The 14,711-nt window shown below is 62.0% G+C and carries 13 protein-coding genes; 7 read left to right on the forward strand and 6 right to left on the reverse strand.

Annotation, left to right across the window (positions count from 1 at the left end; translation table 11 throughout):
- The first annotated feature begins 198 nt into the window (after positions 1-198).
- The 5 genes from NKI95_RS27815 (at position 199) to NKI95_RS27835 (ending at position 6,139) form a co-directional block, all read left to right on the forward strand.
- Positions 199-2,655: a penicillin-binding protein 1A gene (locus tag NKI95_RS27815; RefSeq protein WP_352720772.1), complete on the forward strand. Its 2,457-nt coding sequence runs from the start codon at positions 199-201 to the stop codon at positions 2,653-2,655.
- A gap of 150 nt (positions 2,656-2,805) precedes the next feature.
- Positions 2,806-3,937, forward strand: a protein-coding gene (gene prfB / locus NKI95_RS27820) for a peptide chain release factor 2 (protein ID WP_352451084.1) whose coding sequence is annotated in 2 segments (ribosomal slippage) — positions 2,806-2,871 and positions 2,873-3,937 — 1,131 coding nt in all. Because the reading frame shifts where the segments join, the coding sequence is not laid out codon by codon here.
- Positions 3,938-4,394: 457 nt separating this feature from the next.
- Positions 4,395-4,781 carry a hypothetical protein gene (locus tag NKI95_RS27825; RefSeq protein ID WP_352468780.1) on the forward strand — a complete coding sequence of 129 codons (387 nt, stop codon included), beginning with the start codon at positions 4,395-4,397 and terminating at the stop codon, positions 4,779-4,781.
- 166 nt (positions 4,782-4,947) lie between these two features.
- Positions 4,948-5,316, forward strand: a complete 369-nt coding sequence (locus NKI95_RS27830) for a GFA family protein (RefSeq protein WP_023679923.1) — start codon at positions 4,948-4,950, stop codon at positions 5,314-5,316.
- Between the two features lie 175 nt (positions 5,317-5,491).
- Positions 5,492-6,139 (forward strand): YiaD family glycine zipper/OmpA-like lipoprotein, encoded by a 648-nt coding sequence (locus tag NKI95_RS27835; protein WP_352720774.1) that lies wholly within the window; start codon positions 5,492-5,494, stop codon positions 6,137-6,139.
- Between the two features lie 90 nt (positions 6,140-6,229).
- On the opposite strand, the gene NKI95_RS27840 is transcribed toward NKI95_RS27835, so the two are convergent.
- Both NKI95_RS27840 and NKI95_RS27845 read right to left on the reverse strand, forming a co-directional pair.
- Positions 6,230-6,502, reverse strand: a complete 273-nt coding sequence (locus NKI95_RS27840; protein ID WP_023679921.1) for a DUF2798 domain-containing protein — start codon at positions 6,500-6,502, stop codon at positions 6,230-6,232.
- A gap of 48 nt (positions 6,503-6,550) precedes the next feature.
- Complete coding sequence (locus NKI95_RS27845; protein ID WP_352720775.1) at positions 6,551-7,435, reverse strand: NmrA/HSCARG family protein; 885 nt, start codon at positions 7,433-7,435, stop codon at positions 6,551-6,553.
- A gap of 120 nt (positions 7,436-7,555) precedes the next feature.
- Here NKI95_RS27845 and NKI95_RS27850 point away from each other — a divergent pair, with 120 nt between their 5' ends.
- Positions 7,556-8,449 carry a LysR family transcriptional regulator gene (locus NKI95_RS27850; RefSeq protein WP_352720777.1) on the forward strand — a complete coding sequence of 298 codons (894 nt, stop codon included), beginning with the start codon at positions 7,556-7,558 and terminating at the stop codon, positions 8,447-8,449.
- A 26-nt stretch (positions 8,450-8,475) separates the two neighbouring features.
- On the opposite strand, the gene NKI95_RS27855 is transcribed toward NKI95_RS27850, so the two are convergent.
- On the reverse strand, positions 8,476-8,718 hold the full coding sequence (locus tag NKI95_RS27855) for a YjiS-like domain-containing protein (protein ID WP_352720778.1): 243 nt from the start codon (positions 8,716-8,718) through the stop codon (positions 8,476-8,478).
- Between the two features lie 175 nt (positions 8,719-8,893).
- On the opposite strand from NKI95_RS27855, the gene NKI95_RS27860 reads away from it, so the two are divergent.
- Complete coding sequence (locus NKI95_RS27860) at positions 8,894-10,906, forward strand: BTAD domain-containing putative transcriptional regulator (protein WP_352720780.1); 2,013 nt, start codon at positions 8,894-8,896, stop codon at positions 10,904-10,906.
- Positions 10,907-10,950: 44 nt separating this feature from the next.
- Here the strand turns inward: NKI95_RS27860 and NKI95_RS27865 are convergent, their stop codons facing one another.
- From NKI95_RS27865 to NKI95_RS27875, 3 genes are all read right to left on the reverse strand, one after another.
- Entirely contained in the window at positions 10,951-12,528 is a 1,578-nt protein-coding gene (locus NKI95_RS27865) for a DEAD/DEAH box helicase (protein ID WP_352720782.1), read from the reverse strand.
- Positions 12,529-12,718: 190 nt separating this feature from the next.
- A complete protein-coding gene (locus tag NKI95_RS27870; protein ID WP_023679915.1) occupies positions 12,719-13,492 on the reverse strand; it encodes an NAD kinase in 774 nt (257 codons plus the stop codon).
- A gap of 460 nt (positions 13,493-13,952) precedes the next feature.
- Complete coding sequence (locus NKI95_RS27875; RefSeq protein ID WP_352720784.1) at positions 13,953-14,711, reverse strand: MBL fold metallo-hydrolase; 759 nt, start codon at positions 14,709-14,711, stop codon at positions 13,953-13,955.

Raw genomic sequence — 14,711 nt, forward strand, 5'->3', positions numbered from 1 at the left:
CCACAACCCGAAGCAGCGTTGCACGGCGACAACACCCTGTGCTTTTATTTCCGGCATTCGAAACCGAAATTCCACGCTGCCGTATTTTGCCCACATGGTCGCGACATGGGTTTGCGATTACGGTTTGGGATCGTCCCGAAAGCTTGCGTGAAGGGCGGCTTCGTTTAGGAAATTCCCGAACCAAGGACTGGAGCGGGTATGATTCGTCTCATTGGCTATTTCTTCGGCATCGGCACGACGCTGGCCCTTTTGGTCGCGGCGGGCGTGGCGATCTATATCGGCCATTTGTCGAAGGACCTGCCCGATTACGAGGTGCTGGCCAAATATGAGCCGCCGGTGACGACCCGCATCCACGCGTCGGATGGCGCGCTGATGGCCGAATATGCGCGTGAGCGGCGGCTTTATCTGCCGATTCAGGCGATCCCGGATCGTGTCAAGGCGGCCTTCCTGTCGGCCGAGGACAAGAACTTTTACAACCACCCCGGTATCGACGTGACCGGCCTTGGTCGCGCCATTGTCGTCAACCTGCAGAATGTTGGCTCGGGAAAGCGCCAGGTCGGCGCCTCGACGATTACCCAGCAGGTGGCGAAGAACTTCCTGTTGTCTTCAGACCAGACCTACGAGCGCAAGATCAAGGAGATGATCCTCGCCTTCCGCATCGAGCAGGCCTATTCGAAGGATCGCATTCTCGAGCTCTATCTCAACGAGATTTTCTTCGGTTTCGGTGCCTATGGCGTCGCCGGTGCTGCGCTCACCTATTTCGACAAATCGGTGAACGAGCTCACCGTGGCCGAGGCTGCCTATCTTGCCTCTCTGCCGAAGGGGCCGAACAACTATCATCCCTTCAAGCATGCCGATCGCGCCTTGGAGCGCCGCAACTGGGTCATCGACCAGATGGTCGAGAACGCTTACGTCACGCATGAAGAAGGCGAGAAGGCCAAGGCCGAGCCGCTCGGCGTCTCGCCGCGCCGCACCGGCAACTATCTCTTCGCCGGGGAGTATTTCACCGAGGAAGTGCGTCGCCAGATCATCGCGCGCTATGGTGAGAATGCGCTCTACGAGGGCGGCCTTTCCGTCCGCACGACGCTCGATCCGAAGATGCAGCTGATTGCCCGCAAGGCCATGCAGAATGGTCTCATGAAGTTCGACACACTGCGCGGCTATCGCGGGCCGGTCACGAGCATCGACATTTCCGGCGATTGGGGCGTGCCGCTGGGCAACGTCAAGCGGTTGGAAGACGTGCCGGAATGGTCGCTCGCCGTCGTGCTCGACAGCTCGGCCACCGGCCTGTCGATCGGCCTGCAGCCGACGCGCCAGATCTCCGGCGAAATCGTCAAGGACCGTGTCGAAGGCACCGTCAGCCGGGAGGACATGAGCTTCGCCATGCGCCACGTCGTCGACGGTAGAACCGTCAAGGCGAAGTCGCCGGCCGACGTGCTGAAGCCGGGCGACGTGATTTTCGTGCAGAAGAACGACGGCTCGGACAACAGCTACAGCTTGCGCCAGGTTCCCGAAGTGGAGGGCGGCCTGATCGCCATGGACCCGCATACCGGACGCGTCCTGGCCATGGTCGGCGGTTTCTCCTACGCGCAGTCGGAGTTCAACCGGGCGACGCAGGCCATGCGCCAGCCGGGATCGTCGTTCAAGCCGATCGTCTATTCGGCCGCCCTCGACAATGGCTATACGCCCGCCTCCGTGATCATGGACGGGCCGATCACCATCCAGAGCGGCAACACGACCTGGACGCCCAAGAACTACGACGGAACGGTGGCCGGCCCGGCGACGTTGCGCTCCGGCATCGAGAAATCGCGCAACCTGATGACGGTGCGGCTTGCCAACGACATGGGCATGAAGCTGGTCGTGGAATATGCCGAGCGTTTCGGCGTCTACGACCACCTGGCGCCGTATCTGCCGATGGCGCTGGGATCAGGCGAGACGACGGTGATGCGCATGGTGTCGGCCTATTCGATCATGGCCAATGGCGGCAAGTCGATCAAGCCGTCGCTGATCGACCGCATCCAGGACCGCTACGGCAAGACCGTCTTTAGGCAGGACGAACGCGGCTGCTCGAACTGCAACGCCGCAGAATGGCAGAACCAGCCAGAGCCGGAGCTGGTCGACAATTCCGAGCAGGTGCTCGATCCGATGACGGCCTACCAGATCACATCGATGATGGAGGGCGTCGTGCAACGCGGTACCGGCGCCACCATCAACGAACTCGGTCGTCACATCGCCGGCAAGACCGGAACGACCAACGACGAAAAGGATGCCTGGTTCATCGGCTATACGCCGAACCTCGTTGTCGGCCTCTACATGGGCTACGATCAGCCGAAAGGTCTCGGCAAGGGCGCGACCGGCGGCGGCCTTGCCGCGCCGATCTTCAAGGATTTCATGCGCGTGGCGCTGGACGGCACGCCCAATGTCGACTTCAAGGTTCCGGAAGGCATGAAGCTGATTGCGATCAATCGCAAGACCGGCATGCGGGCTAACGCGGGCGACGCCGGAACCATCATCGAAGCCTTCAAGCCGGGTACCGGTCCCGCCGACAGCTATTGGGTGATCGGCATGGGTGCGGACGGCTCGAACGCCACCGGCGGGGCGCTATCGCCGCAGGCCAACCAGGCCATCCAGTCGGGCGGCGGCGGGCTCTACTGACAATCACTACATCGGGTCGGGCCGGCTTGACGATCATGGTCGACCCGGCCCACTCCGCTTTACAGGGGCCGGCGCTTTACAGGAGACCGTGCCGTCCCTATGTATCGCGCGACCAAACCGCCATCCAACAACAGGACAGAACAGCCAGCCATGCGCGCGGAAACGCAAAATATTGTCGACGAGATCAGGCAGGCGATCACCCTGCTGAGGAGGCATCTTTGACTGGGACCAAGCCATAAAGCGGCTTGAGTACCTGAATGTGCGTGCCGAGGATTCAAGCCTCTGGAACGAGCCGTTGGAAGCGCAAAAGCTGATGCGCGAGCGTCAGGGCCTCGAGGAAGGCATTGCCGCGGTCAAAGGCCTCACCCAGGCCCTGGAAGACAATATCGGCCTGATCGAGCTTGGCGAGGAAGAGGGCGACGAGGGCGTCATCGCGGAGGCCGAAGCGGCGATCCGCTCGATGCGCGGCGAGGCCAAGGCGCGCCAGATCGAAACGCTGCTGTCGGGCGAGGCTGACGCCAACGATAGCTATCTGGAAGTCCATGCCGGCGCCGGCGGCACCGAAAGCCAGGACTGGGCCTCGATGCTTCTGCGCATGTATACGCGCTGGGCCGAGCGCCGCCGCTTCAAGGTCGAGGTGCTGGAAGTGCATGACGGCGAAGAAGCCGGCATCAAGTCCGCCACGCTGCTGATCAAGGGCCACAACGCCTATGGCTGGCTGAAGACGGAATCCGGTGTGCATCGTCTCGTGCGGATTTCGCCCTATGACAGCAATGCGCGCCGCCACACCTCCTTCGCCAGCGTCTGGGTCTATCCCGTCATCGACGATACGATCGACATCGACGTTTCCGAATCCGACGTCCGTATCGACACTTACCGTTCTTCGGGATCGGGCGGCCAGCACGTCAACACCACCGATTCGGCGGTGCGCATAACCCATCTCGCCACCGGCATCGCGGTCGCCTGCCAGGCGGAGCGCTCCCAGCACAAGAACAAGGCCAAGGCTTGGGAAATGCTGCGCTCGCGGCTTTACGAGGAAGAGCTGAAGAAGCGCGAAGCGGTGGCGAACGCCACGGAAGCGTCGAAGAGCGATATCGGCTGGGGCCACCAGATACGGTCCTACGTGCTGCAGCCCTATCAGCTGGTGAAAGATCTGCGCACCGGTGTCGAGAGCACCAGCCCGTCGAGCGTGCTCGACGGCGACCTCGACGATTTCATGGAAGCCTCGCTGTCGCAGCGGATCGAGGGTGGCGCCGGTGAAACGGTGGCCGATATCGACTGAGGCTGCCGGGAATGTGAGTTCATCACGCGAGAGTTACGGCCATCGCGCGAGAGTGACGAGCTCTCAATTTGCACTTACCTGTCGTTCTACAACTTTGTTTTTCGTAGAGTTTTTCAAAATCGAATTCCGCTTTTGACGTGGATGCCTGGGGCCTGCCGGTGCCAAGCCTGGAACCAGCGCGAGCCAAATCCCGTTATTGGCGATCCCGCTGCCGGGGTTGACCAAATTTCGTCAATCAGGGCGGCAGGTTGGTTCCGACTGCAGAGGTCGGCGTTCGGTTGCAACAGCAATTCCTTGCGCCAACCAACGAATCAGCTCAGCATTCATGCGCTGGGGAGGAAAAAGCATTTATGGCCGGACGCGGCGTATCTGCGACCTGACGATCCGGCCACTGGGAAGACACGTTCCGGGAACGGGCAAGCGAAATGCTTGACAACCGTTGATAGGAACTGCGCTCATGCCTGCTCTCGCACCCAGACCGGCCCCAATCGCCCGCACGGCGCGCCGACTCCTGAATTCACTTGTCGCGGCAGTGGTTTTGATAGCTGCCGCCATTCCATTCGCGGCGCCTGCTCTGGCGCATGATGCCACGCCGACCGCGGCCATGCCTCAAGGCTGGAGCTACCCGTTCTCCTGCTGCTCGGGCTATGATTGCCGCGAGGTCTCTCAGACGTCGATCAGCGAACGTCCCGAGGGCTATGTCATCAAAGGAACCGGGGAAGTCGTGGCCTATAGCGACAAGCGGATCAAGAATTCGCCCGACGGCGAATATCATTGGTGCTCCGTCGCCGGCGCCAATGACGGAAAGACCATCTGCCTGTTCGTGCCACCTTCGTCCTATTAGTGCATGTCACCCAAAGTTTTGCCCACGGCTTGACCCCAGGGAGTGCAGCGGTTTTGGATTGACGCGCTCCATCGCAGGCCCACAGGTCTGCTGACGGGGAGTTGTCAGGAGCGTTACTTTATGGTGCCTTGCCGTAGGGGCGGCGGGCATTATGAGGGACTGGTTCATGACCATCAAGGCAAGCTGCCACTGCAAGGCGACGACGTTCGAGGTTTCGCAAGCGCCGCAGACAGTGACCCGGTGCACCTGTTCCTTCTGTTCGAAACGCGGGTCGTTGTGGGCCTATTACACCCCATCGCAATTCAGACTCACCAGCCCGCCGGAGAATGTTTCGTTCTACCAGTGGGGATCGAAAACCATAAAACATGGTTTTTGCGCCACCTGCGGCTGCGGCACCTTCACCGAGACGCCGGACTGGTCGACGGGCGAGCCGAATTTCGACAATCCGAAAATCAGCGTGAACTCGCGGCTGTTCGACGATTTCGATCTCGACAAGGTCGAAGTGGTGGTCATCGACGGCAAGAATCTCTGGTAGCCGGGTCGAATTGCGGTGGTCGCGCGAGCCGCTGCAGGCGTGTGGAATTGAGCCGGGGAAAGCCGCGGCGGCGGCTTTTGCTGGTCCGCTTTTCGCCGCATTTCATGTTACAAGTCGCTGGAAGGGCTGATGCGGTGCGCCGTTGCGCGGCCGTGGAATGGAGAGGGACCACCAAATGAAAAAGATTGTGCTCGCCGTCGTGGCGACGGCTGTGCTCGTGAGCGCATGCACCACCGATCCCTACACCGGGGAGCAGAAGGTTTCCAACACCGCTGCCGGCGCCGGTCTCGGTGCTTTGGCGGGTGCCGGGCTCGGTATGCTTGCCGGCGGCAACGACCGCCGCAACGCGCTGATCGGCGCGGGCATCGGTGCGCTTGCCGGTGGTGCCATCGGCGCCACCATGGACCAGAACGAGGCCGAACTGCGCCGGCAGCTTCAGGGCACCGGCGTCAGCGTTACGCGCACCGGCGACCAGATCATCCTCAACATGCCGTCCGACATAACCTTCAACGTCGACCAGGATGCGGTGAAGGCCGGTTTCTATCCGGTGCTGAATTCAGTGGCCCTTGTGCTGAAAAAATTCCGCCAGACCACGGTCGACGTGTTCGGCCACACCGACTCGACCGGCAGCGACGAGCACAATTTCGACCTGTCGCAGCGCCGCGCTTTGGCGGTCGCCAACTACCTGTCCGGACAGGGCGTCGATTCCCGCCGCTTCGCCGTCACCGGCTTCGGCAAGACGCGTCCGATCGTCTCCAATGCGACCGCTGCCGGCCGGGCACAGAACCGCCGCGTCGAGATCCAGCTGTCGCCGCTCACCTGAGGCAAGCCAATCAACGGGGCGCGGCCCCCCACGGGGCCGCTCTAATGGTTATGCCGGACCGCCGGCCGCCGGCGCCCTTTGTTCGTGATGTCAGGACCGGGCCGGCTGATCGACAATCGCGGCAACGATCCGGCGTACGATCGGAAGCACAATCAGCAGACTGGGAAACGCGACAAGCCATGAAGCACCCCATGCATAGCTCCAGGCCGCAATAAACCCGTTCGTCCAGCCTGCGCCGATTGCCGTCGAAACCGCCGAGACAATCGAGGACATCAGAATCGAAAGAACCAACGGCATCACCACCGCGCCGTAGGAGGGCGGCAGCTTTCTCAACTTGAAGGCTCGGTCCGGTGATGCTTGCATCGAAATCTCCCCATCAGAAAATGTGCGTAAGTATTATTGTGAGGACGATCAGGCGGCATATGCCGCCTGCAGCGCCAATTCCCGAATGAAGCTTCGCAGCGAACGCGGCTCGCGGCCAAGCGCGGCGCGCAACGCCAGGCTGTTCCCGCCGAGGCCGTATTTGGCGTAGTGGCTGTGTACTTTGGCCAGCATCTGCAACTGGCGGTCGGTATAGGGAAGGCGGGCTTTCGCCGCCCAGTCCTGAAATGTCGGCTCGCCCGCCGAAACCGGCCGGCCAAGCGCTTGGCTCATCATGGCAACGACCTCTTCGCGGCTGTGCATACCGTCGGCGCACAGTTCGAGGGTCGCATAGGACAAACGCGCTTCGGTCAGTGCGATCGCCGCCACTTCAGCCACATCGCGGTAGTCGACGCGGGCAAGCTTCGCCGTCTTTGGAAACGGCTCCGAGAAAACGCCATGCTCGACGACGGACGGCCAGGCGGCCGCGATATTTTGCATGAAATTGGCCGGGTGCAGAATGGTGTATTCCATGTTCGTCGAATAGAGGGCAGCTTCGACGGGTATCTTGCTTGCATGGTTTTCCAGCCTCGTATTTGTGGGCTGGATCACCGACGAAAAGACGAATTTCCGAACGCCCGCTCGCGCCGCCGCCTCAACCATGGCAACCCCCATGGCGGCTTCATCGGGAGCAAAGGCCGGTCCGATGTGAAAGACACCGTCGACACCTTTCACGGCCTGCTCAAGGCTCTGATGGTTGCGCAGATCTCCGATCGCGATCTCTGATGCGCCGGCTTTCCGGGCTTTTTCGGCACTCGCGGCGTCACGAACAAGCGCCCGAACCCTGGCGTTGCGGCGGACGAGTTCAGGCACCACCAAACCGGCAACGCGGCCTGCGGCGCCTACGACCAGGACGGTTGGACTGGGTGTTCGCATGACGATCTCCTTCCCTCGAGTCTGCCTTTCGGCCTGTGCAGGGAAGATAAAATCTAGCGAACTGCGTTACAATTCACCGATTTTGCGATAGTTTCTCCCGGTTTTCGGGAGAAATAGGCAATGAGCCGGATAGAGGATTTCGAAGCCTTCATTGCCATTGTCGAGCATGGCAGCCTGACGGCTGCCGCACGCCGGCTGAACCGCTCGCTGCAGTCGGTCAGTCGGTCTCTGGCGACATTGGAGGAATCAATCGGGGTCGAGCTTCTGCACAGGACGACGCGCCGCTCGACGCCGAGCGAAGCCGGAGCGGCCTTTTTCCAGCGCATCAAACCCGCCGTCGAGGAAATTAACGAAGCCAGGCTTCAAGCGGCCAATCGACGATCCGAGCCGTCCGGCATCCTGCGCATGAGTGCCCCGGTTCTGTTCGGCCCGGACTTCCTCGTGCCGGTTATCGCCGACTATATGCGGACATATCCCCGGGTCGGGGTTGACCTCCAGCTTTCCGATGAATTTGTCGATCTTGATGCCGAGGGTCTCGATCTGGCGGTAAGGATCGGCAATTTGCCGGATTCCAATTTACGTGCGAAGCGCCTGGGGGCGCTGCGGCGCGTGGTGTTCGGCGCACCTGCCTACTTCCAGCAACACGGCCGACCGGCCCATCCGCTTGAATTGCGTGAGCAAGAATGCATCGTACGAACTGTCGACGGCCGCCCAGGGGAATGGATGTTTCAGATTGAAGGCAAGCCCCGGCCGGTGAAGGTCGCGGGCACCTTCCGGTCGAATTTGATGATATCGATCTATGCAGCCGCGGTTCACGGATTGGGTCTGGGCTACTCGCCGCTTTGGCAGGTAAGGCACTTGGTGGACGATGGCCGTTTGGAACTGGTTCTGACCGAATTCGAGCCAGTGCCGGTGCCGATACACGCCGTGTGGCCGGAAGGCAGATCATCCTCGGCCAAAGTCCGCGCTTTTCTGGACCTGCTGGCATCCCGCCTGGAGCTCAAGAACCTTTAGGGCCCAGACCAAACTGAACGCCGATCTTACCTCATCGACATCAAGTTCGTGATCAGAACAGCTGTGACGGCGTCGAGTGCGGGCTGATGGACCTCCGAATGACCGATGTCCTTCAGCTGATCGGTCGTCAAATCTGCCAGTGCCCTGCGTCTTGCGACGGTCCGCCGCCAACCGCTGAAGGCAGCGATCATCATTGCTGCGTCTTTAAGGCTAGACCCAAGCAAGCGTTTGGCCATGCTGCGGGCGGCGCGAGGTTCCGTGTGAGCCATTGTTTTGGTCTCCCATTTCGAGTTTGCGGATGGGAGCGTGCCACGCAGGCGTTTTCGGGCTGTTCGGCTGGGCGTGAACAACTGGGAGAAGTCCGGCGATCGGCCGTTAAATCGGTGTTAAATCGATCCACCGAGATGCTATTCTGTCGCTGCGGTCGAAGTCTGGAGAGGATTTGTGCGCATCCGGTTGCTTGGTGGCCTGGAGGTTACTTCCCCGGAGCACCGGCCTGTCCGGTTCGCCACACGCAAGACTTCGCTTCTTTTTGCTGCTCTGGTTCTCGCAGGCCGCCGCGGCCATCGTCGCGAGCAGCTTTCCGAAACTTTTTGGCCGGGGCGAAGCAACGGGCAGGCCCGCAATAGTCTGCGGCAAGCGCTGGTCGACATCAGGCGCACGTTCCCCGCCAGCTCGGATGCAACCGTCTATATCGATGGTGATCAGGAAACCGTCGCGCTTTTTGCCGGTCCGGATGAGGCGGACATCTCGATCTTCGACCGGAAATTAGAGCAGGGCCGAACCGCCGATCTCGCCGTCGCCGCCGATCTCTACCGCGGTGAGCTGCTTGCCGGGCAAGCCATTCCTGACGAACTGGACGAGTGGTTTGGACCTTATCAGAGCCAGTATCAACGGAAGGCACAGCAGCTGGTGGAGCGGCTGAGCCTCGCTCTCTCCGAGCCCGGCTCCGCAGAAGAATCGGCCTGCGAAGGGCTCGCGGAGAGGCTGCTCGCTTCGGATCCGACCGTGGAGGCGGCCCATCGGGCGTTGATGCGGATCCATACCCTCACGGGCCACGAAAACGCGGCTTTGCGACAGTTCGAGTCCTGTCGGGCTCTCTTGAAGAAGCATCTGGGCGCGGAACCTGAGGCACAGACGGTCTCCTTGGCGGCTTCGCTGCAATCACGGAAGGGAGCCGAATATCAGCGGACCGCACCTAGATCTGATGTGGTACCGCAGCCGCAAGTCTTGCCGGTCCCGACGAAACATCACGATCGACCGTCGGTAGCGGTGTTGCCATTTCAGAATTTAAGCGGCGATGCGGAGCAGGAGTATTTTGCCGACGGCATAGTCGAGGACATCATCATAGCCTTAACTCACTTCCGCCACCTGTACGCCATCGCCCGGAATTCGAGCTTCACCTACAAGGGCCAGGCCGTAGACTTAAAGCAGGTCGGGCGCGAGTTGGACGTGCGCTATGTGGTTGAGGGAAGTGTACGCCGGACGGGTGATCGCCTGCGCATCGCCGGGCAACTCATCGACACCTCGACAGGGGCCTATCTCTGGGCCGACCGTTTTGACGGAACGCTCGCCGAAGTCTTCGATCTGCAGGATCAGGTCGCCTCAAGCATAGTGGGCGCAATAACGCCGAAAGTGGAGGAGGCCGAGATCGAGCGTGCCAAGAGCAAGCCGACGGAGAGCCTCGACGCTTACGACTACTATCTCCGCGGGGTGGCGGCCTTTGACCGGACGATCACTAGCAGATCGGCCATTGACGATGCCTTGCGCCTCTTCATGAACGCGATCGACCGTGACCCGGAGTTCGCGATAGCCCATGCGCGGGCGGCGCGGTGCTACGCCACCCGAAAAAGCAACGGCTGGATGGTCGACCGCGCGAAAGAGAATGCCGAGGCTACTCGACTGGCCAGGAGAGCGGTCGAACTCGGAAGGGACGATGCGATTGCGCTTACCTTCGGTGGATACGTCCTCGGCTACGTAGGTGGCGACCTTGATGACAGTGCGGCTTGCATCGATCGCGCGCTCGCGCTCAACCCGAACTTGGCCGCTGCTTTGGGCGTCAGCAGCTGGGTGAGGGCTTGCTTGGGCGAGCCAGGCAAGGCCGTCGAGCACGCCGCGCTTGCCATGCGCCTAAGCCCATTGGATCCACGCCTGTTCGCTTGGCAATTCAACACCGGACTCGCTCATTTTTGTGCCGGCCGCTACGATGACGCCGTCGCTTGGGCGGGAAAGTCGCTGCGGTACCAACCGAACTATGTGAGCGCGATGCGTGTAGTGGCGGCGAGTCATGCCCTTGCGGGGCGCCTGTCGGAAGCGCAGCAAATGATGGCCCGGGTCTGCGAGTTCGATCCTTCGCTGCGGCTTTCGAATCTCGCCGAGGTGCTGCCGCCGTTTTATCGACCGGACGATCGCAGCAGATACATCGAAGGCCTTCGGAAGGCGGGCCTGCCGGACTGACTCGCGGCAATGCTTCGCGCGTCGGTGTACGCGCGAGCGCCGTATCAGACCTTGGCGACGATCCGCATAAAGGCCGGCATGTCGTCGCCGAAACCGACGGTCGCGTCATTGTCTTCCTGGCGCTGGCGGGCAGGGCGCTCGCGCTGCGGCCTGGTGTCGCCGCGTTCGGGCGCGCGCCGTTCGTTGCGATCGGGCGAAGCTTTGCGTTCGGTATTTTCGGAGCGGATCGCGTCTTTGCGGGTACGCCGCTCGCCTATGTCGGCGACGGTGGCTTCGGCCACGACCGGCTGTTCCTCGCTAACTGCTTCCGGCGCTGCTTCTTCGCTGCGCTTGGCGTGGCGTTCACGCGGTTTGCGCTCGCCCCTGTCCTTGGCGTCGTCCTTGCGGCCGGCGCGGCGTGGTGCACCGCGGCCACGGCGCGGCGCCTCATCCTCGCCGCCCTCGCTGGCGACGACCGTCGATAGGTCGCCGTCGTGCCATTCGATCTTAGTGCCGATCAGCCGTTCGATCGCGTCGATGTATTTGGTATCCGACTTGGTCGCGATGGTGAAGGATTTGCCGGAGCGTCCGGCGCGGCCGGTACGGCCGATGCGGTGGACGTAATCCTCGGCGTGGATCGGCACGTCGTAATTGAAAACATGGCTGACATCGGGAATGTCGAGGCCGCGCGCCGCGACGTCCGAAGCAACGAGGTAGCGCAGCTTGCCGTCACGGAAATTCGCCAGCATCTGCATGCGCGCGCGCTGGTCCATGTCGCCATGCAGGGCGCCGGCGTCGAAATCATATTTCAGCAGCGAGCGGAACAGCTCCGACACCTCGACCTTGCGGTTGCAGAAGATAATGGCGTTCTTCAGCTCGGCATCCTCGGCCTTCATCAGATTGCGCAGCGTCTCGCGCTTGTCCCAGGGCTTTGGCCCGGATTTCACAAGCCGCTGGATGATGTTGGTGGCGGCGGACGCAGCCTTCGACACTTCGACGCGCACCGGCGCGTGCAGGAACTTCTCGGTGAGCTTGGTGATCTCCGGCGGCATCGTCGCAGAGAAGAACAGCGTCTGCCTGGTGAACGGGATCATCTCGCAGATACGCTCGATGTCGGGGATGAAGCCCATGTCGAGCATGCGGTCGGCCTCGTCGATGACGAGGATCTCGACGCCATTGAGCAGGAGCTTGCCGCGCTCGCGATGGTCGAGCAGGCGGCCGGGGGTCGCGATCAGCACGTCGGCGCCGCGCTCGAGCTTCTTGTCCTGCTCGTCGAAGGACACGCCGCCGATCAGCAGCGCGATGTTGAGCTTGTGGTTCTTGCCGTATTTGACGAAGTTTTCCTCGACCTGCGCGGCGAGCTCGCGCGTCGGCTCGAGGATCAGCGTGCGCGGCATGCGGGCGCGGGCGCGGCCCTTTTCCAGCCGGGTGAGCATCGGCAGGACGAAGGACGCCGTCTTGCCGGTGCCGGTCTGGGCAATGCCCAGCACGTCCTTGCCGAGCAAGGCGTGAGGGATGGCGCCAGCCTGGATCGGCGTCGGCTCGGTGTAGCCGGCATCGGTAACTGCGGAAAGGACCTTCGGCGACAGGCCGAGGTCTGCGAAGGTCAACGCTTCTTGAGCGATCTGGGTGTCTGAGGACAAGTTTGGCTGTCTTTGGCTGGTTCGGGGGCGCAACATAAGCAGTCGCGGCAAGCGCCGCGCGCCTGCAAGATTGGTATTGCAGGTAGGCGCAAGCCCACGATTTGTCAACACAAACGGGTGGCATTGGCGCGATTGTGAAGTCGTAACCTTAATCGCGATGCTTAATTTGCGCAGTGGCTGCTGCGCCGGCTCAATACCTGAACTGTTCGGCGAGAATGCGCTCGTTCCACGAATGGTTGGGATCGAACAGCAGCGTCGCCGTTGCCGTCGGCGATTCCCTCACCGTGACCGTCGTCACCGCCTTGACCTCGGTGTGGTCAGCGGCGGCATTCACCGGCCGCTTTTCCGGCTCCAGAATGTCGAAACGCACGATCGCCTTGTTGGAGAGCAGCGCGCCGCGCCAGCGGCGCGGACGAAACGGGCTGACTGGGGTCAGCGCCAGCAGCGGAGCGTCGAGCGGCAGGATCGGCCCGTGCGCCGACAGATTATACGCGGTCGAGCCGGCCGGCGTCGCAATCATCACGCCGTCGCAGTGCAGTTCCTCCAGCCGCTCTTGCCCATCCACGGTGATGCGGATCTTGGCGGTCTGGTAGGACTGGCGCCAAAGCGCGACCTCGTTGATCGCGAGCGCCGAAATCGTCTCGCCCTCCGCCGTCACCGCCTGCATCTCCAGCGGACGGATCGTTTCGGCAACGGCCGCCGCGATGCGCCCCGTCAAGCCGCTGGCGCGGTATTCGTTCATCAGGAAACCGATGGTGCCACGGTTCATGCCGTAGACCTTCTTTCCCGTGCTCATCGTCTCACGCAGGGTCTGCAGCAGAAAGCCGTCGCCGCCGAGCGCCACGACGATCCCGGCTTCTTCGACGGATGCCTGGCCGTAACGTGCAGAAAGGCTTTCCAGCGCCGCATTGGCGTCGGCTGTACCGGATGAGACGAAGGCGAAACGGCTGGCGGTTTTGCTCATGGCTCTCAACGACAACCGATTGGCGACGACCGTTTGGCGACCGATTGGCGGCGACCGGTTGCTGGGCCGCGCCAGCGCCGGGTTAGCATGGGTGGGCATTTCTGCAAAGGGAGGGAGGTGCCTTGAGTTGGCGGCCAAACAAGCCGCACTCGCGCATCATGTCGCGGGACAAAATGATGTGATGGTTAAGACTCGCCTTAAACTCTCGTAAAGCCGGATCGATCATGTTAGCCGGCAGCGGACGGGCGGCGTGGGGCTAACCAGTCGAGGCCGATCTATTGCCGCTGGCACGCTTGATTATTGTCTTCCTGATGCTGGCAAGTTTTGCCCTGGCTTTCGCGGAACTGGTGCGCCAGTCGGAGGAAAAGAGTTTTAGACCCGAGCCTACGGCGTCACGCTGCGGCGACGCGGTGGGGACACCCTGTCCGCAAAGGGCGCTTTGACGCCACTGCGCCAGTGCTTATCGGGCGAGCAGGTGGCAGCCGGCCTTGCGCTTTTGCGCGAGATACTCGTCGACAAGCTGGCGATAGCGGACTTTGCCGAAGCTCGGGAAATGGCCGCCATGCACGACCGAGACATCGAGATCGCGCATGCGCAGCAGCGTTTCGACATAGTCGTCGATATCGGAGTGATAGACATCGTCGATCAGCGGTCCGTCATAGACGATGTCGCCGGAAAACAGGATGCCCGTCCTGTTTTCGTAGAGCGCAATGCCGCCGGGTGAATGACCGGGCGTGTGGATCACCTCGAAGGCGCGGTCGCCGAGATCGACGACATCGCCTTGTTCGAGCAACCGGCCGGCTGGTGCGGGCAGGATCCGGTAGCGTTTCGTGTCCCAGCCTTGCGGCATGCCGTCGAACATCTCGTCGGTGGCATAGCGGTCGGCAACCGTCCATTCGTTGCGCGGGTCGGCGAGGATCTCGGCCTCGGCCGGGTGCACGCAGCGGTCGGGAAATTCGTGATGGCAGCCGATATGGTCGAAATGCGTATGGCTGGCCACGCAAACGAGCTTGCGTTCCGTCACCAGCGGCACGTGGCACCGCAAGCTGAAATGGCCGAGGCCGGTGTCGAACAGCAGATCGCGGTCGCGGCCGCGCACATGCCAGATGTTGCAGCGGAAGAACGGCTTGATCCACGGCTCGTGGATCAGCGTCACGCCATCGCCCATGCGGATGGTTTCGTACCAGTGGCCGGCGTCGATGGTTGGAAGCGTGCTCAT

Source organism: Mesorhizobium sp. M0306, from assembly GCF_040321655.1.
GTDB lineage: Bacteria > Pseudomonadota > Alphaproteobacteria > Rhizobiales > Rhizobiaceae > Mesorhizobium.

Bases quoted from the DNA above. Each gene is read 5' to 3' on its own strand.
- NKI95_RS27870 (WP_023679915.1), bottom strand. From the start codon at position 13,492: ATGAGCAAAACCGCCAGCCGTTTCGCCTTCGTCTCATCCGGTACAGCC.
- NKI95_RS27875 (WP_352720784.1), bottom strand. From the start codon at position 14,711: ATGAGCACGCTTCCAACCATCGACGCCGGCCACTGGTACGAAACCATC.
- NKI95_RS27815 (WP_352720772.1), top strand. From the start codon at position 199: ATGATTCGTCTCATTGGCTATTTCTTCGGCATCGGCACGACGCTGGCC.
- NKI95_RS27825 (WP_352468780.1), top strand. From the start codon at position 4,395: ATGCCTGCTCTCGCACCCAGACCGGCCCCAATCGCCCGCACGGCGCGC.
- NKI95_RS27835 (WP_352720774.1), top strand. From the start codon at position 5,492: ATGAAAAAGATTGTGCTCGCCGTCGTGGCGACGGCTGTGCTCGTGAGC.
- NKI95_RS27850 (WP_352720777.1), top strand. From the start codon at position 7,556: ATGAGCCGGATAGAGGATTTCGAAGCCTTCATTGCCATTGTCGAGCAT.
- NKI95_RS27845 (WP_352720775.1), bottom strand. From the start codon at position 7,435: ATGCGAACACCCAGTCCAACCGTCCTGGTCGTAGGCGCCGCAGGCCGC.
- NKI95_RS27855 (WP_352720778.1), bottom strand. From the start codon at position 8,718: ATGGCTCACACGGAACCTCGCGCCGCCCGCAGCATGGCCAAACGCTTG.
- NKI95_RS27840 (WP_023679921.1), bottom strand. From the start codon at position 6,502: ATGCAAGCATCACCGGACCGAGCCTTCAAGTTGAGAAAGCTGCCGCCC.
- NKI95_RS27830 (WP_023679923.1), top strand. From the start codon at position 4,948: ATGACCATCAAGGCAAGCTGCCACTGCAAGGCGACGACGTTCGAGGTT.